The organism is Microbacterium sp., assembly GCF_017305435.1.
Lineage (GTDB): Bacteria > Actinomycetota > Actinomycetes > Actinomycetales > Microbacteriaceae > Microbacterium.
Map to the genome: position 1 here is coordinate 337750 of NZ_JAFKIP010000003.1, position 23886 is coordinate 361635.

18 protein-coding genes are annotated in these 23886 nt (G+C 71.4%); 10 read left to right on the forward strand and 8 right to left on the reverse strand.

The genetic code is table 11. The features are described 5' to 3' along the window. Positions 1–5 precede the first annotated feature (5 nt). Positions 6–1904: a sodium:proton antiporter gene (locus tag J0I43_RS04955; protein WP_292859953.1), complete on the forward strand. Its 1899-nt coding sequence runs from the start codon at positions 6–8 to the stop codon at positions 1902–1904. 34 nt (positions 1905–1938) lie between these two features. Beyond that, entirely contained in the window at positions 1939–2403 is a 465-nt protein-coding gene (locus J0I43_RS04960; RefSeq protein ID WP_292859956.1) for a dehydrogenase, read from the forward strand. Between the two features lie 21 nt (positions 2404–2424). On the opposite strand, the gene J0I43_RS04965 is transcribed toward J0I43_RS04960, so the two are convergent. Both J0I43_RS04965 and J0I43_RS04970 read right to left on the reverse strand, forming a co-directional pair. Then, positions 2425–4806: an excinuclease ABC subunit UvrA gene (locus J0I43_RS04965; RefSeq protein WP_292859959.1), complete on the reverse strand. Its 2382-nt coding sequence runs from the start codon at positions 4804–4806 to the stop codon at positions 2425–2427. A 19-nt stretch (positions 4807–4825) separates the two neighbouring features. Further along, complete coding sequence (locus J0I43_RS04970) at positions 4826–5518, reverse strand: TetR/AcrR family transcriptional regulator C-terminal domain-containing protein (RefSeq protein WP_292859962.1); 693 nt, start codon at positions 5516–5518, stop codon at positions 4826–4828. Between the two features lie 66 nt (positions 5519–5584). Between J0I43_RS04970 and J0I43_RS04975 the strand changes: the two genes are divergently transcribed. Then, a complete protein-coding gene (locus tag J0I43_RS04975; RefSeq protein ID WP_292859965.1) occupies positions 5585–6523 on the forward strand; it encodes a zinc-binding alcohol dehydrogenase family protein in 939 nt (312 codons plus the stop codon). A gap of 202 nt (positions 6524–6725) precedes the next feature. Here the strand turns inward: J0I43_RS04975 and J0I43_RS04980 are convergent, their stop codons facing one another. The 6 genes from J0I43_RS04980 to J0I43_RS05005 form a co-directional block, all read right to left on the reverse strand. Continuing rightward, positions 6726–7316: a DNA-3-methyladenine glycosylase I gene (locus J0I43_RS04980; RefSeq protein ID WP_292859968.1), complete on the reverse strand. Its 591-nt coding sequence runs from the start codon at positions 7314–7316 to the stop codon at positions 6726–6728. Positions 7317–7325: 9 nt separating this feature from the next. Then, entirely contained in the window at positions 7326–8351 is a 1026-nt protein-coding gene (locus J0I43_RS04985; RefSeq protein ID WP_292859970.1) for a DUF1731 domain-containing protein, read from the reverse strand. Between the two features lie 163 nt (positions 8352–8514). Then, positions 8515–10632, reverse strand: a complete 2118-nt coding sequence (locus J0I43_RS04990) for an acyl-CoA dehydrogenase (protein WP_292859972.1) — start codon at positions 10630–10632, stop codon at positions 8515–8517. Between the two features lie 180 nt (positions 10633–10812). After that, on the reverse strand, positions 10813–12642 hold the full coding sequence (locus J0I43_RS04995) for a glycoside hydrolase family 3 N-terminal domain-containing protein (RefSeq protein WP_292859975.1): 1830 nt from the start codon (positions 12640–12642) through the stop codon (positions 10813–10815). A 32-nt stretch (positions 12643–12674) separates the two neighbouring features. Continuing rightward, positions 12675–14738: a DNA helicase RecQ gene (gene recQ / locus J0I43_RS05000; protein ID WP_292859978.1), complete on the reverse strand. Its 2064-nt coding sequence runs from the start codon at positions 14736–14738 to the stop codon at positions 12675–12677. A gap of 54 nt (positions 14739–14792) precedes the next feature. Then, positions 14793–17420, reverse strand: a complete 2628-nt coding sequence (locus J0I43_RS05005; RefSeq protein ID WP_292859981.1) for an RNA helicase — start codon at positions 17418–17420, stop codon at positions 14793–14795. A 96-nt stretch (positions 17421–17516) separates the two neighbouring features. Between J0I43_RS05005 and J0I43_RS05010 the strand changes: the two genes are divergently transcribed. The 7 genes from J0I43_RS05010 to J0I43_RS05040 all read left to right on the forward strand — a co-directional run bounded on the left by J0I43_RS05010 (position 17517) and on the right by J0I43_RS05040 (position 23861). Further along, on the forward strand, positions 17517–17903 hold the full coding sequence (locus tag J0I43_RS05010) for a GNAT family N-acetyltransferase (protein WP_292859984.1): 387 nt from the start codon (positions 17517–17519) through the stop codon (positions 17901–17903). A gap of 10 nt (positions 17904–17913) precedes the next feature. Continuing rightward, positions 17914–18903 (forward strand): pirin family protein, encoded by a 990-nt coding sequence (locus tag J0I43_RS05015; RefSeq protein ID WP_292859987.1) that lies wholly within the window; start codon positions 17914–17916, stop codon positions 18901–18903. A 66-nt stretch (positions 18904–18969) separates the two neighbouring features. Then, positions 18970–19524, forward strand: coding sequence for an ECF transporter S component (locus tag J0I43_RS05020; RefSeq protein WP_292859990.1), 555 nt, complete (start codon positions 18970–18972; stop codon positions 19522–19524). 175 nt (positions 19525–19699) lie between these two features. Next, positions 19700–21559 (forward strand): ABC transporter ATP-binding protein, encoded by a 1860-nt coding sequence (locus tag J0I43_RS05025; RefSeq protein WP_292859993.1) that lies wholly within the window; start codon positions 19700–19702, stop codon positions 21557–21559. Then, positions 21556–22365, forward strand: a complete 810-nt coding sequence (locus J0I43_RS05030; RefSeq protein WP_292859996.1) for an energy-coupling factor transporter transmembrane protein EcfT — start codon at positions 21556–21558, stop codon at positions 22363–22365. Before J0I43_RS05025 ends, J0I43_RS05030 begins: the two co-directional genes overlap by 4 nt. A gap of 51 nt (positions 22366–22416) precedes the next feature. After that, positions 22417–23292 (forward strand): siderophore-interacting protein, encoded by an 876-nt coding sequence (locus J0I43_RS05035; protein WP_292859999.1) that lies wholly within the window; start codon positions 22417–22419, stop codon positions 23290–23292. After that, entirely contained in the window at positions 23292–23861 is a 570-nt protein-coding gene (locus tag J0I43_RS05040) for an ECF transporter S component (protein ID WP_292860002.1), read from the forward strand. The genes J0I43_RS05035 and J0I43_RS05040 overlap by 1 nt, the downstream gene beginning before the upstream one ends. Positions 23862–23886 lie beyond the last annotated feature (25 nt).

Here is a 23886-nt window from a genome sequence, read left to right on the forward strand (position 1 = left end):
CGGCGGTGCAGGACCTCACCTGGCTCATCGCGGGCGTCGCCGTCATCGCGGTCTCGACGGTGCTCGCGCGCCGGCTCGGGGTCGCCGGCCCGCTGATCCTCGTCGCGATCGGCCTCGTCGCCTCGCTCCTGCTGCCGTCCTTCTCGGTGCCGCCCGAGCTCATCCTCGCGGGCATCCTCCCGCCTCTCCTGTACGCCGCGGCGGTGCGGCTGCCGGCGGTCGAGTTCCGCCGCGACGCCGTCCCGATCGCCGGGCTCGCGGTCCTCCTCGTCGTCATCTCGTCGCTCGCGCTGGGACTCCTGTTCTGGCTCGCGATCCCCGAGCTCGACTTCCCGCTGGCGGTCGCGCTCGGCGCGATCCTCAGCCCGACGGATGCCGTGGCCACCTCGATCGCGAAGAAGCTCGGCATCGCGCCGCGCGTCATCACGATGCTCGAGGGCGAGAGCCTGCTCAACGATGCGACCGCCCTCGTGCTGCTGCGCAGCGCCGTCGCGGCGTCCGCCGCCGGGTTCTCGCTGTGGGGCACGATCGGCGCCTTCGCGTGGGGCGTCCTCATCGCCGTCGTGATCGGCGTCGCCGTCGGGCTCCTCCACCTGCGCCTGCGGCGGTGGATCGGCGACACCGTCGCGAACACCGCGATCGGCTTCATCGTGCCGTTCATCGCCTACCTGCCCACGGAGCATCTGGGCGGATCGGGGCTCGTGGCGGCGGTCGCGGCGGGCATCACGACAGGGCAGGGCGCGGCGCGCTGGTCGACGCCCGAGCAGCGCGTGTCGGATGAGCTGAACTGGCACACCGTCGAGCTGCTGCTCGAGGGCGCGGTCTTCCTCATCATGGGGCTCGAGCTGCGCGACATCGTCGGCGCCAACTTCCAGAAGCACAACGGGCTCGGCGTCGCGATCACACTCGCCCTCGCCGCGCTCGCCATCGTGCTCGCGGTGCGCGCGCTCTACGTGTCGGGTCTCGTCGCCCTCCTCGGCCGACGCGCCCGCGCCGTGCAGCGCGACCGGCTGCAATCCCTCAGCGATCGCCTCGATGCGTTCGATCCGGCCGCGTTCGGTTCCGCTGCGTTGGATCCCGCTGCCTTCGATCCGGCCGCGCGGACGTCCGCCGCGCAGGGCGAGGCACGTGCCGCGATCGCGGACGACGTCCACGGCGGCGGTCCGCGGCTCGGCGCGACCCGACGGCCGTGGCAGTGGCGGTGGCGACGCGGAGTGCGCAAGGCCGTCCTCACCGTGGCCGGGCCGGGGTCGCGCAACCCCGGCGCGGTCGAGCAGCGCGTGGAGTCGATGCGCACGCGGGTGAGCCGCGCGATGAACGACCTCGACTACTACCAGGCATCCCCGCTGGGCTGGAAGGACGGCACGGTCATCGTCTGGGCGGGCATGCGCGGCGTCGTGACCCTCGCCGCGGCGCAGACCCTCGAGGAGGGCACGCCCGCTCGCGAGCTCCTCATCCTCGTCGCATTCCTCGTCGCCCTCGTCAGCCTCATGCTGCAGGGGCTCACGCTGCCCGCCGTCATCCGCATGCTGAAGATGCCGGCATCCGTCGCCGACGGGCCCGCCGCCGCCGAGGAGCGTGAGCGGCTCGAGGCCGAGCTGCGCGCCGCGGCGCTCGACGCCCTGCGCACGCCCGGCCTCGCCGACGCCACGGGCGAGCCGTATCCGCCCGACGTTCTCGAGAAGCTCGCCGACCGGATGGCCGCGCCGCCCCCGGAGGACCCCGACATCAGCGCCGCCGGCTTCATCGATCTGCGGGTTGCGATGATCGAGGCGATGCGCGACCGCCTCGTGACGGTCTCGCGCGAAGGGTCGTACTCATCGGCGACGCTGCGCCACGCGCTCGCACAGCTCGACGCCGATCAGCTGAGCATCCAGCTGCGCCGCGAGGAGGAGGAAGAGTGACGACGACGCGGCGCGGTGAGCCAGAATGGATGCCGTGAGCACCCCCCACCCCGACGCCACCCCGGACGCGACCGCGGACGCAGCGCCTCGTGACGGCCGCGCGCCCGCGGACTACGCCGAGTCCGTCGCCCTCCCCGCCGTGACCTCCGCCGTGCCGGTCATCGTCTCGGGAACGGACTGGTGGGCGGCCCGCCCGGCAGGCTCACGCCTCGTCGGGCTCGTCGTCGCCCGCGACGACCTGCCCTCCGTGATCGCGCAGCGCGATGCGCTGGCCGATTTCGGCGTGCCGATCGAGGGCTTCCGCCACCCCGCCCCCGAGACGGGCGAGACGTGGTCGGAACGCCTCACGCGGCTGTTCGGACGCCTCGTCGAGGGCGATGTCGTCGTCGTCGCCGACAAGCACGCCCTGGGCCGAACCGTCGACGAGGAGAGCCACGCGATCGGTGAGCTGCGCCGTCGCGGCATCATCGTGAAGGTCCTGGGGCACTCGCGGGCCTGACGCCGTCGGTCGCCCGGCGACCTACGCTCCGACGTAGCGGGCGAGGTGCTGAGCCGTGAGGGTGTCGCCGCGCGCGACGAGCTCGGCCGGTGTCCCCTCGAACACGACCGATCCGCCCTCGCGGCCCGCTCCCGGCCCCACGTCGATGATCCAGTCGGCGTGCGCCATGACCGCCTGGTGGTGCTCGATCGCGATGACCGAGTTGCCGGCATCCACCAGTGCGTCGAGCAGTGCGAGCAGGCCGGCCACGTCGGCGAGATGGAGGCCTGTCGTCGGCTCGTCGAGGATGTAGATCGCGCCCTTCTTCGCCATCGAGATGGCCAGCTTGAGGCGCTGCCGCTCGCCACCGGAGAGGGTGTTCAGCGCCTGGCCGAGCGTGATGTAGCCGATGCCCACGTCGTTCATGCGGGCGAGGGTCGCCGCGGCCGTGCCCTTCAGCCCGGCATCCGCGCAGAACGCGATCGCGTCTTCCACCGACATCGCGAGCACGTCGGCGATCGTGCGGCCCTCGACCGTGTACTCGAGGACGGCGTCGCTGAAACCCGAGCCCTCGCACAGCTCGCACCGGGTCTCGACGCTCTGCGTGAATCCGAGGTTCGTGATGATGACGCCGAGCCCCTTGCACGCGGGGCAAGCGCCCTCGGAGTTCGCGCTGAAGAGGGCGGGCTTGACGCCGTTCTGCTTCGCGAACAGCTTGCGGATCTCGTCGAGGACGCCTGTATACGTCGCGGGGCTCGACCGCCGCGAGCCCTTGATCGGCGCCTGATCGACCACGACGACCTCGTCGCGACCGGCGAGACTGCCGTGGATGAGCGAGGACTTCCCCGACCCCGCGACTCCCGTGACGACCGTCAGGATGCCGAGGGGCACGTCGACGTCGACACTGCGGAGGTTGTGCAGGCTGGCGCCGCGGATCTCGAGCGCGCCGCGGCGCGTGCGGGTGTCGGGCTTGAGCGCGGCCCGGTGGTCGACGTGGCGCCCGGTCACGGTGCCGGAGGCGCGCAGGCCCGCGACATCCCCCTCGTAGGTGATGAGTCCGCCATGGCGCCCCGCGCCGGGCCCGAGATCGATCACGTGGTCGGCGATCTCGATGACCTCGGGCTTGTGCTCGACGACGAGCACGGTGTTGCCCTTGTCGCGCAGGAGCAGGAGCAGCTCGTTCATGCGCTGGATGTCGTGCGGATGCAGACCCGTCGTCGGCTCGTCGAAGACGTACGTCATGTCGGTGAGCGCGGAGCCGAGGTGGCGGATCATCTTCGTGCGCTGCGCCTCGCCGCCGGAGAGCGTGCCGCTCGCGCGGTCGAGCGACAGATACCCGAGCCCGATGTCGACGAACGAGTCGAGGGTCTGCTGCAGGGTCTGCAGGAGCGGCCCGACGCTGGGATCGTCGATGGTGCGCACCCAGGCGGCGAGATCCGTGATCTGCATCGACGCGGCATCCGCGATGCTGGCCCCGGCGATCTTCGACGAGCGCGCGCCCTCGTTGAGGCGTGTGCCGCCGCATGCCGAGCACGGCATGAACTTCACGGCGCGGTCGACGAAGGCCCGCACGTGCGGCTGCAGGCTGTCGCGATCCTTCTGCAGCATCGACTTGGTGACCTTCGGGACGAGGCCCTCGTAGGTCATGTTGATGCCGGCGATCTTGACTTTCGTCGCCTGCTTGTAGAGGAGGTCGTGCAGCTCCTGCTCGGTGAAGTCGGCGATCGGCTTGTCGCCGTCGACGAAGCCGGACTCGGAGTAGCCCTTCACCATCCAGCCGTCCGGGGTGTAGCCGGGGACCGTGATGGCGCCCTCCCGGAGCGACAGCGAGCGGTCGAGCAGCTCGTCGATGTCGATGTCGCTGACCTGGCCGAGGCCCTCGCACTCGGGGCACATGCCGCCCGTGATCTCGAACGACCGACGCTCCTTCTTGCCCTTGTCCTTGCCCGTCGCGATCGTGATGGCGCCCGCCCCGGACACGGACGGGACGTTGAACGAGAAGGCCTGCGGAGAGCCGACGTGCGGATGACCGATGCGGCTGAAGAGCAGTCGCAGCATGGCGTGCACGTCGGTCGCCGTGCCGACGGTCGATCGGGCATTGGCGCCCATCCGCTCCTGATCGACGACGATCGCGGGGCTGATGTTCTCGAGGCGATCGACGTCGGGGCGGCTCAGCTGGCCCATGAACTGCTGGATGAAGGTCGGATAGGTCTCGTTGATGAGGCGCTGCGACTCGTTCGCGATCGTGCCGAAGACGAGGCTCGACTTGCCCGAACCGCTCACGCCGGTGAACACGGTGAGGCGGCGTTTGGGGATCTCGACGTCGATCCCCTGCAGGTTGTTCTCCCGCGCGCCCACGACCCGGATCACCTCGTGCGCGTCGGCGATGCGGGCGGTGCTGTGCGTCTCGGGTGTGGATGCCATGCGCACAGTCTGCCGCGAGTCATGCGCCGCCGGGGGATGGCGGCGGCGATGGCGGCGGTGACGGCGGCGGCGGGTTTCGACGGGAGGAGGCGGCGAGCCCGTCGAGCACGATCTCGAGCTGCCGCGCGAAGCGCGATCCGGCCTCGCCCCGATCGTGTGCGACGCTGGCCACGAGCGGGGCGTCGCCGCCGAGCGCGGCATCCCGCACGGCGAGAGAGTAGCGCTCGGGATCGGCGGCCTCCGACTGGGCACGCTCCTGCTCCTCGATCACGAAGCCGACCACGTACGAGGTGACGATCTCCGCGGCATCCATCGCCTCCGCTACGGGGAGCCCCTCCGACGACCACCGCTCGAGCCACGGCTCCTGCGCGCGCAGCACCTCGGGGTCGGTCAGGCGTGTGCCGCTGAAGGTGCGCGCGCCGTCGCGGTGCGCGAGGTACTCGCGGCGCAGGATGCCGGCGTAGGCGCGGAGCCCGTCGACCCAGGTCGTGTCGGGGTCGAGCGCCGCAAGCGAGCGCTGCACGCGGCGCTGGATCTCTGTGCCCATCTCGTCGAGCAGCTGCTGCTTGCCGGGCACGTGCCAGTAGAGCGCAGGCGCACGCACGTCGAGGCGGGCTGCGACGGCCCGCAGCGTCACCGCCTCGATGCCGCCCTCGTCCAGCACATCGAGGGCGGCCTCCACGATCCGTTCGCGGGTGATGCCTTTCGCCATGCTTGACAGCTTAACGGCGTTAAGGAATGATCGGGAACGCCATTTAACTTAGTTAAGGAGATTGTCATGCGCGCCGCCGTCGTCACATCCTTCGACACAGCCCCTCACCTCGCCGAGGTGCCGGTGCCCACCCCCGGCCCGGGCGAGCACATCGCTCGCGTTCTCGCCTCCGCGCTGCACCCTCGCGTGCGGTCGCAGGCCGACGGATCGCACTACACGAGCACCGAGGATCTGCCGTTGATCCCCGGCATCGACGGCGTCGCCCGCGACGGCGACGGCGCTCTCCGCTACTTCGTCACGGAGAGCGGCGCGATGGCGGAGCAGGTCGCCATCGATCCCCACCGCAGCGTCGTCCTTCCTCCCGATATCGATCCGGTGCGCATCGCCGCAGCGATGAATCCCGCGATGTCGTCCTGGATCGCGCTCCGCCGCCGCATCGAGTTCACCCCGGGCGCACGCGTCATGATCATGGGTGCGACGGGAAGCGCCGGGCGTCTGGCCGTTCAGATCGCCCGCCGCCTCGGCGCCTCGCACGTCGCCGCCGCCGGACGCGACGCCGTGCGCCTTGCGACCCTCCCCGCTCTCGGCGCCGACACGCTGATCGATCTCGGCAGCGCGACCGTCGACGCGGACCTCGCGGCGATCGGTCGGGACGTCGACGTCGTCCTCGACTATCTGTGGGGCCCGTGGGCGGCGAGGGCGCTCCGCGCGATCGTCCCCACACGCGCCGACGACAGCCAGGCGCTGACCTGGGTCCAGATCGGCTCGATGACGGGCCTCGAGTCCCCGATCCCGTCAGCGGCCCTGCGCGCGTGCAACCTCCGGATCGTCGGCAGCGGCCAGGGCTCGGTCTCCCCGCGCGACATTCTGGCCGAGCTCCCCGCGCTCTCACGCGAGATCATGCGCGGCGACTACGCCGTCGATGCGCAGGTCGTGGCACTCGACGACGTGACGACAGCGTGGGCAGAACGCTCCACCGCACGCCAGGTGGTCGTACCGGACTGACCCGGCCCCCGCGCGGCGGCGCGGCGCGGGCCGGCGCGACGCGGAGCGGCGCGGGAGCGTACCGTATTCAGTCTCCGCGCACGACCCACGCTGCGCGCGTCGCGCGAATCCGCGGATCGGCGCGGCGCGCGCCGCCGTGCGGACTGAATACTGAACACATCGGCGCGGTGACGGGCGGCGGCGACGCGGCACGGCGGCCGGGTCAGCCCGCGCGGTGGCAGCCGACGAGGTGGTCGTCGACCATCCCCGCCGACTGCATGAGGGCGTACATCGTCGTCGACCCGACGAAACGGAACCCGCGCTTCTTGAGCCCTTTCGAGAGGGCGTCGGATGCCGCGGTCGTCGCCGGCACGTCGCCGAACGCTGCCGGCCGGTCAGCCACCGCGCGTGGCGTCGGCGCGAACGACCACATGAGGGCGTCGAGCTCGCCCGGCGCCATCGCCGCGGCAAGGCGGGCGTTGCCGATCGTCGCGAGGATCTTGGCGCGATTGCGGATGATCCCGGCATCCGCCATCAGGCGTTCGACGTCCTCGTCGTCGAACGCCGCGACCGCCTCGGGCTCGAAACCGGCGAACACCTCACGGAAGCGCGGGCGCTTCCGCAGGATCGTGATCCACGACAGTCCTGCCTGAAACCCCTCGAGTGACATCTTCTCGAAAAGCGCCCGATCGCCGTGGAGCGGCCGCCCCCACTCCTCATCGTGGTAGCGGCGGTACTCGGCGTCGTCACCGACCCACCGGCATCGGGCGAGGCCGTCGGGCCCGCGGATGAGGTCAGGGCGAAGGTCATCCATCACGCCAGGTTATCCGGCGACATCGGTGCGCCCGCGCCGGCGAACGTCTCGCGGTCCGGCGACGGTGCGCAGCGCTTCGTCGAGGTCGGTGTGGGCGAACGCGAACCCGGCATCGATCAGGCGCTCCGGCGTGACCCATCGGCTCTTGAGCACGAGCTCCGGCTCCGTGCGCAGTGCCCACATCGCCGGCTCCAGCATCCACCGGAAGGCGGGGAGGCCGAACGGGGCGCCAACGATGCGGCGGAGCGTCCGCATGAGCGTGCGATTGTCGGATGCCGCGGGCGCGACCACGTTGACGGGGCCCGCGATCTCGCTGCGTTCGGCGAGGAATCGCACGGCTCTCACCACGTCGTCGACGTGCACCCAGCTGAACCGCTGCCGGCCGCGCGTGTCGTGACGTGGAGCCCGCCCGTCCCCGGTCGGCCGTGGCCCGATGCCGCGATAGCGGCGATGCGGCGGCCACCACCCGTCGCGCTGCGGACCGCCGAGGCCCAGTCGCGCCAGCCGCACGAGCATGCGGGTCGCCGGGCCGTCGCCCAGCACGATGGCCATGCGCAGCGCGACGCGCCTGGTCGCGGGCAGCTCCCCCGCGAAGAACTCGGCCTCCCAGCTCGTCGCGACGTCGACCGAGAACCCCTCGCCGATCTCGCCCGATGACTCCGAGTTCGCGGCATCCATCCGATGCCGGTAGATCGTCGCGGTCGACGCGTTCAGCCAGACGCGCGGCGGAGCGGATGCCGCGGCCACCGCCGCACGCAACGCCCGGGTCGTCGCGACGCGCGAGCGCAGGATCTCGTCGCGGTTCGCATCCGTGTAACGGCAGTTCACGGACTTCCCGGCGAGGTTCACGAGCACATCGGCGCCGTCGACGAGCGCGGCGATCGCCTCCGTGTCACCCCATGCCGCATCGGCCCCCGAACCGCGTCCGATCGTCGTCACCTCGTCGCCGGACTCGCGGAATGAGGCGACGACCGCACGCCCGATGAACCCCGAGGCTCCCGCGACGACGACTCGACCCGCACCCCTGGCATCCATGCTGCCCACCCTCATCGCCAATTCTGAACACGTTCAGTTTAGCGACCGCATCGCGCCGTCGCACGAACTCCGCAGAATGCGCCGAACTCCGCAGCTGATCGCGGCGACCGGTGCGGAGTTCGCGACAGACTGCGGAGTTCGTGACGGGCGTCGGCGCCCGGGGCTACTTCTTCTTCAGCGCCTTCTCCGACCGCGGGGCGTGCCCCGACGCGGCGAGGTCCGCGTAATACGCGCGCGCCTCGTCCTGACGCGCCTGCTCGGCGCCCGACGCGATGGGGGACCGCACGTGCTCGGGGGCGAAGCCGTAGGCATCCACGAGATCCTGCGCGTGCGGGCGCAACCGCAGCGCGAGCCGGTCGATGTAGCGCGAGACGGATGCCGCGCGCTGCGTCGACAGGCGCCCGTTGATGAGGTACCACGCGAGGTGCTTCTCGATCAGATGCATGCCGAAGAGATCGCGCAGCCATGTCAGCACCTGCGCCGTGCCCGCGTCCTCCACCTTCGCGATGCCATCGCTGAACGCCTCCCACTGCAGCAGCTCGCCGTGTGCGCGCGCGGCCTCGATGAGCTCGGCCTGGTTCGCGTTGAAGATCGCGGCGGCCTCGTCGGGCGACGCCTTCGACGCCGGGCGCAGCCGCGCCGCGATGTCGGCGATCATCTGCTCGACCCGCCCCGCGAGCAGCTCGTGCTGCTGCTCGGCGCGCAGGCCCAGCTCGACCGACCGCGCCGTCGAACCGAAGTCGGCCACGGTCTGGCCGAGCCGGCGGAGGCCCGCGCCATGGAAGACCTTGCCCGCGGTCTGCTTCGCGGCGAACGAGGCGAGCTTCGCGGCATCCGCGCCCTTGAACTGCTTCGCGTAGTCGGCGAGCAGCCGCTTGCCCACGAGCTGCAGGAGGATGTTGTTGTCGCCCTCGAACGTCACGTAGACGTCGAGGTCCTGGTGCAGGCCGACCATGCGGTTCTCGGCGAGGAAGCCGGAACCGCCGCACGCCTCGCGGGTCTCCTGGATGGTCGACAGCGCGTTCCACGTCGAGAGGGGCTTGAGGGCGGCGGCGAGCGTCTCGAGGTCCTCGCGCTCCTGCGGCGTGTCGGTGCGCCCCGAGAAGACGGCGTCGAACTTGCGCAGCAGCTCGTCGTTGGAGAAGAACTGCGCGTAGTTCTGCGCGAGCAGGGGCAGCAGGCGTCGCTGGTGCTTGCCGTAGTCGAGCAGGACGACCTCGTCGCTGCCCGATCCGGAGTCGAACTGCCGGCGCTGGTTCGCGTAGGTCAGGGCGATGTAGAGCGCGAGCGCCGTCCCCGTTGTGGCGGCCCCGTCGAGCGAGACCCGGCCCTGCACGAGCGCACCGAGCATCGTGAAGAAGCGCCGGCCTGGGCTCGGGATCTCGGACGAATAGGTGCCATCGGATGCCACGTCGCCGTAGCGGTTCAGCAGGTTGAAGCGCGGGATGCGCACATGGTCGAAGGCGAGCCGGCCGTTGTCGATGCCGTTGAGGCCGCCCTTGACCCCGTCGTCCTCGCTCTGGATGCCGGGGAGCATCGCTCCCGCCTCGTCGCGGATCGGTACGAAGAAGCAGTGGACGCCATAGTTCACGCCGCCCGTGATGAGTTGGGCGAACACCGTCGCGGCGCGCCCGTGCAGAGCGGCGTTGCCGAGATAGTCCTTCCACGCCCCGCGGAAGGGGGTGTGGATGACGAACTCCTCGGTATCGGGGTCGTAGGTGGCGGTCGTGCCGATGGATGCCACGTCGGAGCCGTGCCCCGTCTCGGTCATCGCGAACGCGCCCGGCAGCTCGAGCTCGATGACGTCGCGCAGCCACGCATCGTGGTGCTTCTTCGTGCCGAGCTGGTAGATGGCCGAGCCGAACAAGCCCCACTGCACGCCCGACTTGATCTGCAGGCTCGGGTCGGCGAGGACGAGCTCCATGAATCCGGCGAGGTTCGCGCCGTTGTCCTCGAGGCCGCCGTACTCCTTCGGGAAGGCGCGGCGCGAGCCGTTGTTCTCGACGAGCAGCCGAAGCTGGCTGAGCACGCGCTCGCGGTGCTCCGGCATGGGCTGGCCGTCGATGCGCCAGAACGCAGGGTCCTTGATCATCTCGCGCGCCTCACGACGTGTCTCGCCCCACGTGCCGAGAAGGAGGTCGGTGACCGCGTCGATGTCGATGCGCGGCTCGTGCGCCTCCTCCGCCGAATGGGGGGCGGCGGGCGCCCCGCCCGCGGGCGTGCGCTTGCTCGTGGCGGGCTTCTTGGGGTGGATGTTCTCGCGGACGGCGGCGTCGGTCATGGGAGCACCTCTCGAAGGAGACGGACAGAGAAGATCACTCTCGACCGTAGGAGTGTCACAACCGTCCCGCAAACGGATTGCGCACGAGCTACAAACCCGTGCACACCCGTGTGCACGCTTCCTTGTATGAGACCGACACCCATGTCGAGTGAGACTCAGTCTCACTCGACATGGGTGTGGTCACAGTGCGACGCCGTGGCCGAAGCGGAACAGCGGGTCGGCCGTGTCGAACGGGACGTCCGGGCGGGATGCCTCGACGGCCGCCATCGACCGCGGGATGTCGAACGGGAGCCGCCCGGTCGCGGGCGCCGCCCCGGAGAGGATGTCCAGCAGGGCGGTCGGGTGCGCGCCCCAGTTCGCCGTCAGGGCGACGCCGGCCTCGGCGAGGGGCGTGAGGATCGCGGGGCGGTCCAGGAACACATCGACGACGGTGGGCGCGGCGGCCGCGATCTCGCGCACGTGTTCCACCACCTCCGCGGGGAAATCGAGCGAACCGGCGTGGAAGAAGTTCTCGAACATCGATCTCCGCTGCTCGTACGGCGCCTGCAGTCGCAGGATCGCCACGTCCGCCTCTGCGGGCGACGCCACGACCTCGCCGTACTGCGCGGCGACCTCGGCATCGATCCCCTCGACGTAGAGCTTCGCGCCGCGGGCGAACGGCAGGGCCTCCGATGAGGACAGAACCGTGATCGATGCGCGCTGAGCATCCAGCCCTGCCGCGCGGTGCTCCGGGGCGCCCACGATCGCGGCGGCCTCCCCCTCATCGACGAACGGGTCCTCGAACAGGCCGAGCTCGAACTTCTCGCGCAGCAGGCGCCGCGCCGAGACGTCCAGTCGCTCCTCGGCGACGAGGCCGTCGCGGACGAGACCGATCAGCAGCGACGGGTCGTGCTCGCCGCCGAACTGGTCGGCACCGGCATCCAGCACCTTCACCATCCGCTCGCCGGGCGTGAGGTGCTCGACGCCCCAGGCACGCGCGGCGAAGTCCGTACCCATGATGGGCTGGTCGGTGATGATCCCCCAGTCGGTGCAGACGATGCCGTCGAAGCCGAAGCGCTCGCGCAGCAGCCCCGTGAGCACGCCCTTGTTGAAGCCGAAGCCGACCTCCTCGTACTCGGTGGCGATCGGCATGCCGTAATAGGGCATGATCTGGCGCCCGCCGGCGGCGAAGATCGCCTCGAACGGCGTCAGGTGGTGCTCGAACTGCCCGCCGGGGTAGACCTGCTCGCGTCCGTAGTCGAAGTGCGGGTCCTCGCCGTCCTTCTGCGGACCACCGCCGGGGAAGTGCTTGGTCATGGTCGAGACCGAGCCCGGGCCGAAGCTCTCCCCCTGGAAGCCGCGGACGTAGGCGGCGCCGAGTTCGCCGGTCAGCGCAGCATCCTCACCGAAGGTCTGCAGCTGACGTGCCCAGCGCGGCTCGGTCGCGAGATCGACCTGCGGGTGCAGGGCGACGCGGATGCCGACGGCCGTGTACTCGCGACGGGCGATGTCGCCGAAGCGCTCGACGAGTTCGGCGTCGCGCGTGGCGGCGAGCCCGAGCGGCTCGGGCCACTGCGAGAACGGGCCGGCCAGCAGCGCCGCGCCAGGGTTCTCGCTGAAGCCGTGCCGAGGATCGGTCGAGATCGTGACGGGGATGCCGAGGCGCGTGGATGCCGCGAGCTCCTGCAGCCGGTTGTGCCAGCGGGCGATGAGGGTCGGGTCGCTCGGCACCATGAGCAGGTTGAAGTGATTCATGTGCCGGCCGGCGACGTAGTCCTCGTTGGACGCGATGCCGAAGTTCGCGTCGCCCGGCGAAAGCTCGCCGTCCTCACCCATCGCGATCATCGTCTGGAAGAACAGTCCCGCCTTCTCTTCGACGGTCATCTCGCGCAGCAGCAGCTCGACGCGTTCGTCGGTCGGCAGGCTCGCGTCGAGCCAGGGACGCGCGGTCGTGTCGCGGGGGATGTCGCGGGGCGTGCCCGCGGGGTCGACGATGGCGCCGGGCGCCGGGGCGGAGGCTTCGTTGCTCATCCCGCCATCGTAAACCGAACAGCACTAGGTTTCTAGACTGCGGCGGCGATCACCTCGAGGACGGACTCGCCGTACGCCTCGCGCTTCTTCGCACCGATGCCGGTGATGCCGTCGAGGTCCACCATCGAAGCGGGGCGCTGCTCGGCGAGGGCGCGGAGCGTGGCATCCCCGAACACGATGTACGCCGGGACGCCCTGCTCCTTCGCGATGCCCGCCCGCCACGCGCGCAGCGCCTCGAACAGGTCGCGATCCCCGTCGACGAGGGTGTCGGATGCCGCGGCCTTCCGCACCCGCGACGCTCCCCCCGAGCGTCCCAGCACGTCACGGCGGAGCGGCACCGCGGCCTCGCCGCGCAGCACGTCACCCGCCCGCTCCCCCGGGACGAGGACGCCGTAGTCGCCCTGCGCGGCGACGATGCCGCCGGCCAGCAGCTGCCGGATGACGCTGCGCCAGTCCTGATCGCTGAGGTCGGCACCGAGGCCGTAGGTGGAGAGGGCATCGTGCTTCTGCTGGCGGATGCGCTCGGTCGAGGCCCCCCGCAGGATGTCGATGAGGTGACCCGCCCCGAAAGCCTGATTCCGCTCGCGCTGCAGGCGGATGATCGTGGAGAGGAGCTTCTGCGCGGGAACCAGCCCGTCGAAGGTGTCGGCCGGCGTGAGACACGTGTCGCAGTTGCCGCAGGGCCCCGACTCCTGCCCGAAGTACGCGAGGAGGTTCTGCCGGCGGCACGCCACCGTCTCACAGAGCGCGAGCATCGCGTCGAGGTGCTGGCCGAGGCGCTGCTTGTATGCGCGCTCACCCGGTGACTGGTCGATGAGACGCCGCTGCTGGACGACATCCCCCAGGCCGTACGCCATCCACGCCACCGAGGGCTCGCCGTCGCGACCGGCGCGGCCGGTCTCCTGGTAGTACCCCTCGACCGACTTCGGCAGGTCGATGTGCGCGACGAAACGCACGTCGGGCTTGTCGATGCCCATGCCGAACGCGATCGTGGCGACCATCACGACGCCGTCCTCACGGAGGAAGCGGCCCTGGTTGCGGGCCCGGACCCCGGCATCCAACCCCGCGTGATACGGGAGCGCGTCGATACCCTGCGTGCGCAGGTACTCGGCCGTCTGCTCGACCGACTTGCGGCTGAGAGCGTAGACGATGCCCGCCGACCCGGTCGGCTGCGCCCGGATGAACTGCAGGAGCTGGCGGCGCGGGTCGACCTTGGGCTCGATGCGGTACTGGATGTTCGGGCGGTCGAAGCTCGCGACGAAGTGACGCGCGTCCGGCAGGTCGAGGCGCTCGGTGATCTCCTTGTGCGTCGCGCGCGTCGCCGTCGCGGTGAGCGCCATGCGCGGGACACCCGGGAAGCGCTCCGCGAGGTCGCCGAGCGCGAGATAGTCGGGGCGGAAGTCGTGGCCCCACTGGCTGACGCAGTGGGCCTCGTCGATCGCGATGACGCTCAGCGTGCCGCGCTGCAGGAGCGTGGTCGTCGCCGCGCCGCTCAGCCGCTCGGGCGCCACGTAGAGGAGGTCGAGGTCGCCCGCGAGGTAGGCCTGCTCGACGCTCGCCCGCTCGGCGGAGGACTGGGTCGAGTTCAGGTAGGCGGCATTGACGCCGTTCGCGATGAGGGCGTCGACCTGATCGTGCATCAGGGCGATCAGGGGGCTCACGACGAGCCCCGTACCGGGGCGCACGAGCGCGGGGATCTGGTACGTGATCGACTTGCCGCCACCGGTCGGCATCAGGACGAGCGCGTCCCCGCCGGAGACGACCTGATCGACGATCGCGGCCTGGTCGCCGCGGAAGTCGTCGTAGCCGAACACGTCCTTCAGGACGGCGCGCGCGTCTTCGCCCGTGCGATCGCGGCCGAGGCGAGCACGGGCCGGGACGGAGACGGGGGATGCCGCGGGCGCTGCTCCGGGCTGCCGGGGCGTGCCGGTCTCGCGCGATGAGGCGATCGTCGCCCGCGCGAGCGCGCCCGCGTAGCCGTCGAACTCGGGCGGCGGGGCGGTCTCGTCGTCGTCCGGCGGCGTCAGCGCGTCGACATCCCACGGGACATCCGCGTACGGATCGTCGTACGGGTCACCGAGGGTCTGCGAGCTCACTCCCCCAGGCTAACCGCGCCGCCCGACATCCGGAGCGGGCTGTGGACACTCCGCCTACAGTCGCACCACCTCGAGGACGCGGACGATCGCCGCACCTTCGTCGACGGATGCCTCGAGGTCGACCTCCGCACGGATCCGCCAGTCGTGGTCGCCGGCCGGGTCGTCGATCGTCTGCTCGACGCGCCAGACCCCGCTCGCGGCGGCGGACTCGTCGATCGCGCACAGCCGGGGCGAGCGGGCGGGCCCGCCGGTCAGGATCTCGTCGTGCTCGTCGTAGTAGGCATCCAGAGCCTCCGGCCAGCGGGCGTCGGGGTCGAGGGCGACGAGCGCGTCGTCGTCCTGCATGGCGGCGAGCTGGACGCGGCGGAACAGTTCGTTGCGAACGAGGACCGTGAAGGCGCGACGGTTCGCGAGGATCGATGGCGGTGCCGGTGGGACGACGGGGGCGTCGTCCTCGGGGAGGTGCGCGGCGCCGTCCACGAGCGCCGACCATTCGTCGACGAGACTCGAGTCGACCTGGCGGACGAGCTCGCCGAGCCACTCGATGATGTCCATGAGCTCGTCCGTGCGCGCTTCGGCGGGCACGGTCTGACGGATCGCGCGATAGGCGTCCGACAGGTACCGCAGCACGAGGCCCTCGCTGCGCTGCAGCTGGTAGAACGACACGTACTCGGCGAACGACATCGCCCGCTCGAACATGTCGCGGACGACCGATTTCGGGCTCAGCGCGAAGTCGCGCACCCACGGCTGACTCGACGCGAAGACCTCGTACGACTGCGCGAGAAGCTCGTCGAGGGGCTTCGGGTAGGAGATCGCCTCGAGCAGCGCCATCCGCTCGTCGTACTCGATGCCGTCGCGCTTCATCGCGGCGACCGCCTCTCCCCGCGCCTTGAACTCCTGCTGCGACAGGATCGCGCGCGGATCGTCGAGGGTCGCCTCGATGATGCTCACGACGTCGAGGGCGTACTGGCCCGTGCCGACGGTCGCGCGTGCGGAACTCCTTCGATCCGCGCCGGATTCGCCCGGTTCGGGGCATTCCGCGGTACTGGGGTCCGATTCGAAGGAGTTCTGCACGTCGTCGCCGGGATCGTCGGGCGACAGCAGCCCGATCGCGGCGAGCGCGAACGGCGACAGGGGCTGGTTAAGGGCGAAGTTCGGCTGCAGGTCGATCGTGAGCCGGATGTGTGCGGGCCCCGCACCGTCGCGGACGATCTCGACGATCCCGGCGTCCACCAGCGTGCGGAAGATCGCGATCGCCCGACGCGCGAGGGCGTACCTCCGCGCACGGGGCTCGTGGTTGTCGAACACGAGCGAGCGGACGTTCCCGAACACGTCGCCGCCGCGGCCGATGACGTTGATCATCATCGCCGCGGTCAGCTTCAGCTGCGGCACGAGGGGTTCCGGCGGCGCGGCGATGAGGCGCTCTGACGACCCCTCGCCCCAGTTGACGACCCCCGTCGGCGCCTTCTTCCGTACGATCTTCTTGCGCTTGGCCGCATCATCGCCGGCCTTCGCCAGCGCGACGGCGTTCTCGATCTCCCACTCGGGCGCCATCACGATCACATTGCCGTACGGGTCGTACCCGGCCCGGCCGGCGCGGCCCGCGACCTGGTGGAACTCGCGCGCCGTGAGCTGGCGCATCTTCGTGCCGTCGTACTTGCTGAGCGCCGTGATCACGACCGTGCGGATCGGCACGTTGATGCCCACGCCGAGCGTGTCGGTGCCGCAGATGACCTTCAGCAGTCCCCGCTGCGCGAGCGTCTCGACGAGCCGTCGGTAGCGCGGCAGCATGCCCGCGTGGTGCACGCCGATCCCGGCACGTACGAGCCGCGACAGCGTCTTGCCGAACCCCGTCGTGAAGCGGAATGCGCCGATCGCCTCGGCGATCTCGTCGCGCTGCGCGCGCGTCGTGAGCGAGAGGGATGCCAGGGCCTGCGCCCGCTCGAGGGCCGCCGCCTGCGCGAAGTGCACGATGTAGACGGGCACTTCGCGCTCGTCGAGGAGCATCGTCAGCACTTCGTGCACGGGACGTCGCTCGTAGGAGAAGTGCAGCGGCACGGGGCGTTCCACCCCCGTGACCTCCGCGACGGCGCGGCCGGTGCGGCGGGCGAGGTCGTCGGCGATCGCCGACACATCTCCGAGCGTCGCGGACATGAGGAGGAACTGCGCGCGGTTCAGCAGGAGCAGCGGCACCTGCCACGCCCAGCCTCGCTCGGGGTCTCCGTAGAAGTGGAACTCGTCCATCACGACCTGGTCGACCGAGGCATCCGCCCCCTGGCGCAGCGCGACGTTCGCGAGGATCTCGGCCGTGCAGCAGATGATCGGCGCGTCCGGGTTCACCGACGAGTCGCCCGTGACCATGCCGACGTTCGCGGCGCCGAAGATCTCGACGAGCGCGAAGAACTTCTCGCTCACGAGCGCTTTGATCGGGGCCGTGTAATAGGAGCGACCCCCGGATGCCAGGCACGCGGCGTGCGCCGCGATGGCGACGAGCGACTTCCCCGTCCCCGTCGGAGTGGACAGGATCACGTGCGCTCCCGACACGAGCTCCATGACGGCCTCGTCCTGCGCGGGGTACAGCTCGAGCCCGCGCCCGCCCGCCCAGCGGACGAAGCCATCGTACGCGGCATCCGCCGACGCCCCCGGCGGTACGGCCTCGATCAGCGGCAGCGACGAACTCACCCCTCGAGTCTGCCCCACCCGCTGCCCGCCCGCCCCGCCCGTGCGCCGAACGGCGGGCCGGGATAGCGTGGAGGCATCCCCGACGAAGGAGGCAGCATGACTGACGAGACCCGGAACGACGGCGACATCGAGGTCGTGCGCAACGATGCGGCCGAGCGGTACGAGATCGTCGTCGACGGCACGGTCGCGGGGTTCACCGAGTTCGCCCCGGATGCGCGCGGCCGCCTCGTCTTCCCGCACACCGAGGTCGACCCGGCCTTCAGCGGCCGCGGCCTCGCCACGACGCTCGTCCGGGCCGCGATGGAGGATGCCGCCGACCGCGGCGAGACGGTCGTGCCGGTGTGCCCGTTCGTCGTCACGTACCTGCAGAAGCACGAGGTGCCGGGGTTGAAGATCCACTGGCGCGAGCGCGATGTCGAGGTCGCCGAGCACGCGCCGACCATCGAGCGCGGACCGTCCGACGAGGGCATCGGCCGCGGATGACGGACCGACGATGACGCGCCTGGACAGCGGGCCTCTCGAGACCGAGACGCCCGTGGTCTGCGACGGGCCGCGCGCGCTGCTGCTGGAGGCGCGCGACGTGCCGCTGGGCGGCGTCCGCGGGATGTCGGTGCATCGGAGCCTCCCGCAACGGCCGCTCCCGATGGTCGGCGCCTGGTGCTTCCTCGACCGATTCGGGCCGCAGACCGCGAAGATGCGCGTCGAGCCGCATCCTCACATCGGGCTGCAGACCGTCACCTGGCCGTTCGTGGGCGACGTGCGCCACCGCGACGTGCTCGGCAGCGACGTCATCGTGCGCCGCGGCGCACTCAACCTCATGACGAGCGGTGCCGGCATCGCCCACTCGGAGTACTCGGTCGGCGACGACGCCGTCCCCCTCGACGCACTGCAGCTGTGGGTCGCCCTCCCGGAGTCGCGCCGGCACGGCGCGCCGGCGTTCGAGCGGCACGAGGACCTCCCCGTCGTCGACCTCGGCGGCGGCGCCCGGGCGACCGTCGTCGTCGGCGCGTTCGCCGGCGCGTCCTCCCCCGCGACGATGTACACGCCGATCGCGGGCGTCGAGGTGCATGTTCCTGCCGCGGCATCCGTCTCGCTGCCGCTGGATCCGGCGTGGGAGTACGCCCTCGTCGGCGTGAGCGGGGCTCCGGAGGTCGCGACGGATGCCGAGGCATCCACACCGCTCGCCGACCAGAGCCTGCTCTACCTCGGGGTCGGACGCGGGACGATCGAGGTGCGCGCCGAGCGTGAGACGACGCTGTTCCTCCTCGGCGGCGAGCCGTTCGAGGCCGACATCGTCATGTGGTGGAACTTCGTCGGGCGCACGCACGAGGAGATCGTGGCGGCGCGGGATGCCTGGGAGGATCCCGCGCGCGCCCTCGAACGATTCGGTCACGTCACGGGCCACGGCGCCGAGCGCATCCCCGCGCCGCCGCTCCCCGCCGTCCGGCTCACTCAGCGTCGCCGTCCGTCACCCGGCCGCTGAGCACCCGTCTGCACGATCGCTGTTTTTCACGGCCGGCGCGCCCGCATGCGCCGGTACGCTGGACCCGTGGCCCGGAACCCGATCCTGACGACGCGCGTTCTCCTCGTGTGCGCGGCGATCGGTGTCGCCACGGGCATCGTCGGCGGGATCGCAGGCCTGCTGACCCCCGTCGTCCTCGCGGCGATCCCGTTCGCGTACGGGCTGCTGCTGGGTGCGCACGTGCTGCCGGGCATCATCGCGCAGGAAGTGCTCCGCCTGCCGCTCGTCGCCGTGCTGTCGCACGTCATGGCGGCGATCGTCGCCAGCGCCTTCAACCCGGCCTGGGCGGGGCGGTTCATCGGGACGGCGCTGCTGTTCGGCGGCATCCAGGAAGGCGTCGCCGCACTCACGCGGTACCGCTCCTGGGGCGCCTGGCGCTTCTTCATCTCGGCGGTCGTCATCGGCGTGCTGGTGGCGGTCGTCGTCTTCTTCGCGGCGCACATGAGCGTGCTGCCGCTGTGGGCGCAGATCGCGTACCTCGCGCTGTCGGTCCTCGGCCCCGTCGCATGGACGGCCGTCGGGCTCGGCATCGGCGCCTCGTTGCGACGCGCGGGGGTCGCACGCACCACCGGCGGGCGCTGACCCGGTCCAGCCGCGCGGCAGCCCACCGTGTCCCACTTGTGGTTGCTTTCGGGGCGCGGAAACAGCCGTTTGTGGGACATTGTGCGCCCGAAGTGGGACGGGCCCGAGGTTGGCTGTGCAGGTTAGGGTCGCCTAAGCTGTCCCCGACCCCTTCCTCCGATCAGCTGGGACACCCGTGGCCTCGACCGTCTCCGGAGCGGCGACCGTCCGGCAGCCCGGCGACACCGCACCGCTCCTCCTCGCGGTGCGCGGTGTCGGCATCAGCCACGAAGGCGCGGCGACGCCGACGCCGGCTGCGGCGAGCTTCTCGGTCGCGCGCGGCGAGGTCGTGCTGCTCCTCGGACCGAGCGGCGCCGGCAAGTCCACACTCGCCCTCGCGCTCAACGGACTCATCCCGCACGCCGTCCCCGCGTCCCTCTCCGGCACGGTGCTCGTCGACGGACTCGACACACAGCACACTCCGGTCGCGACGCTGTCGACGCGCGTCGGCATGGTCTTCCAGGATCCCGACGCCCAGCTCGTGACCGGCACTCTCCTCGATGAGGTCGCGTTCGGCCCGGAGAATCTGCGGATGCCGGTGGACGAGGTCCTCTCCCGCAGCGAAGACGCCCTGCGCCGCGTCGGGCTGTGGGACCGTCGCTCCGAGAACCCCGACCGGCTCTCGGGGGGCGGGCGGCAGCGCCTCGCGATCGCCTGCGCGCTCGCGATGGGGTCGCCGCTGCTCGTGCTCGACGAGCCGACCGCGAACCTCGACCCGCAGGGCATCGAGGAGGTCTACGCCGCGCTCGAGGAGCTCGTCGCCGCGGGCGACCGCGCGATCGTGCTGATCGAGCACAACCTCGACGCCGCCGCCCGCATCACCGATCGCGTCGTCGTGCTCGACCACGACGGTCGCACGCACGCCGACGGCACGGTCGACGAGGTGCTGCGCGGCCGCGCGGAGGAGCTGCATGCGATGGGAGTCTGGCTGCCGGTCGCGACGCTCGCGGCACTGCGCCTGCGCGCGGCGGGGTGGGCCCTCGATCCGCTCCCGATCGACCCCGACGAGCTGCGCTCTGCGCTCGAGGCGGCGGGTGCCCCCTCGTCCGCGACCGTTTCCGTCCGAAAAGCAGGGCGGATCGAGACTTCTGCCCCTGCGGCCGGTGCCGACAGTCGATCCAGCCTGCTTTCCGAACCGCTGATCCGGGTGAGAGGCCTGCGGACGCACCGCGGCAGGGCCGAGATCCTGCACGGCGTCGACCTCGACGTCCACGCGGGCGAGTTCGTCGCGATCGTCGGTGCCAACGGCGCGGGCAAGACCACCCTGCTGCAGTCGATCGCCGGGGTCGTGCCCATCCCGCGCGGGCAGGTCACGGTCGCGGGCACCGACATCGCCCGCACCGATCTGCGCACGCTGTCGCGACGGATCGGGTTCGTGTTCCAGAACCCCGAGCACCAGTTCATCGCGCATACGGTCTTCGACGAGCTCGCCCACGGCCTGCGTCAGCAGCACGTGCCCGACGAGGCGGTGCGCGCCCGCGCGACCGACGTGCTGCGCCGGTTCGGGCTCGACGGCAAGGCCGACGTGCACCCGTTCCTCCTCTCCGGCGGGCAGAAGCGACGGCTGTCGGTCGGCACGGCGCTCGTCACGGGCGCGCCCGTCCTCGCGCTCGACGAGCCGACCTTCGGTCAGGACCGCGCGCGCGCCGACGAGCTCCTGAGCCTCCTCGACAGCCTGCGCCGAGAGGGCACGACGGTGCTCGTCGTCACCCACGACATGCAGCTGGTCACGGAGTACGCCGACCGCACGATCGTCGTCGGCGACGGACGGATCCTGCGGGATGCCGCGACGCACGACGTGTTCGCCGACGACGCCTTCCTGCGGACGGCGGGGCTGCGGCAGCCGCCGCTGCGCCGGGCGTTCTCGGGGATGACGCGGCACCCGCAGCTCGCGGGCGTCACGCGCCTCGCCGACCTGCCGAACCCCGATCCCACCGCCACCGCGGCGCCGACCGTCACCCCGGCGCCGACCGTCACCCCGGAGGCCGCACCGTGACCACTGCGACCTTCGATCCCTACGCCCGCGTCGAGGCGCCCGGCCGGTTCCTCTACGCGCTGAACCCGCTCGCGAAGCTCCTCGCGCCGCTGCCCGCGATGCTCCTCCTCGTCTTCGTGCGCGACCTCGCGACGCCCCTCGCCTTCCTCGTGATCGCGTACCTCGTCCTCCTCGCGGGCGCCCGGCTCACGGCGCGCATCGCGCTCGTGCTGGCGGTCGCGATCCCCGGCGCGGCGCTCGTCCTCGGCCTCGGCATGTCGGTGTGGACGGATGCCTCCCGTGTCGACACGTCCGTGACGGTGCTGCAGATCGGGGGCTGGTCGCTGTACGGCGGAGCCCTCGCGGTGGGAATGGCGACCGGCGTGCGGCTCGCGGCGATCGTGAGCCTCGCCCTCCTCGCCGGCCTCACGACGAACGGTCCCGATCTCGTGCGCGCGACGGTGCAGCAGCTGCGGGTGCCGTACCGGATCGGCTACACGGCCCTCGCCGCCTTCCGGTTCGTGCCGCGCTTCGGGTACGAGCTCGACGTCATCCGGCAGGCGCATCGCGTGCGCGGGGCGCACGGCGGGCGCGGCCCGTTCGCGGCGCTCGCGCGCTGGTGGGGCTACATCGTGCCGCTCCTGGCCGGTGCGATCCGGCACGCCGAGCGGGTCGCGCTCGCGATGGACGCCCGCGCCTTCGGCGCCCACCCCGACCGCACCGAGCGCCACCTCGTGCCGTGGCGCGTTCGGGACACCGTGTTCGTCGCCCTGTTCTGGATCCTGAGCGCCGGCATCCTCGTCGCCCTCTTCCCCTGGACCCTGTAGCGGGCGCTGTCCCCGCCCCCGGCGCCCCTTCCCCCTCGAAAGGACCCTCGCATGGCTCGGATCTCCGCGCTCGTCGCCCCCACGTCGCAGGAGCTGCTGCGCCTCGAGGTGCTGCGCACCGAGCGGCTCAGCCCGCACTGGATGCGCATCACCCTCGGCGGCGGCGACATCGCACGCTTCACCGCGCTCGGCTACGACCAGTGGTTCCGCCTCTTCCTCCCCCACTCGGGCGACGGCGGCGACGAGGGCCTCGAGCGCATCCCCGCGAAGGCCAACAAGATCTTCGGGTATCTCAAGTACCTGCGCATCCCCGACGGCGTGCGCCCCGTGATGCGCAACTACACGGTGCGCGCGCACCGTGTAGTCGGCGAGTCGGGAGGGCCCGAGATCGACGTCGACTTCGTGCTGCACGGCTCGGGGCCCACCGCCGGGCCCGCCTCGCGGTGGGCGGATGCCGCCGCCCCGGGCGAGTCCGTCGTCATCATCGACGAGGGGCTGCGTTTCAACCCCGCCCGGGGTGTCGAGAACCTGCTGCTCGTGGCGGATGAGACGGGAGCGCCCGCCGTGGCGGGCATCTGCGCCTCGCTGCCGTCGTCTGCGACGGGCATCGCGCTGGTCGAGGCGCCGTCCGCCGAGGACGTCCTGCCGTTCGACGCCCCCGCCGGCATCGAGGTGAGGTGGCTGGTGCGGGATGCCGCGCAGAAGCCCGGATCGCTCGCGCTCGCGGAGCTCGAGAAGCTGCCGGCCCCGGCATCCGACACCCACGCCTTCATCGTCGGCGAGCAGTCACTGCCGACCGCGGGACGGCGGCACCTCGTCGCCCAGGGGCTCGGCAAGGACCAGATCAGCTTCATCGGGTACTGGCGGGTGGGCGCCGCATCTCCCGCCCCGAAGTCCGAGCAGGCGCAGCCGGCGGGAGGCCGCTGATGGGCAAGGTCACGACGGCGTGTCTGCTCACATGCGCCGCGATCGGCGTCGCGGGAGGAATCGTCCTGGCGGTCGGATGGTGGCTCTCCGTCGCCCTCTTCGCGACGGTGCCCTTCGCCTCGGTCGCGATCGCGGGGCTCTGGGTCATGCCCGCTGTGATCGCGCTGCGGCTCCTGCAGCGCCCGTTCGCGGGCCTGCTCGTCGGCCTCATCTCCGGCCTCGTGCTCGCACCGTTCTACACCGCGAGCGCGATCCTGACGACGCTGTTCTGGTCGTTCTTCCCCGAGCTGCCGTTCCTCGTGACGCTGTACCGGCGCTGGAGCACGTGGCTGCACTATGCGGGAGCGCTCGCGATGGGTGTCTCCTACCCGCTGCTCGCGGCGCAGTCGTTCGACCTGTGGGCGATGGCGCCCGGTCTCGTCGTGGGGTTCATCGCGCTGTGCGCGGCATCCTGCGTCGCGGGGACGTTCCTCGCGATCGTGATCGCCGACCGCCTGCGCGCGGCCGGGGTCGCCCGACTCGCCCGCCGGCGACCCGCCGAGGTTCCGGGCGTCGCGAAAGCAGGCTGAACCGACCGTTCCGCGCCTCGCGGCG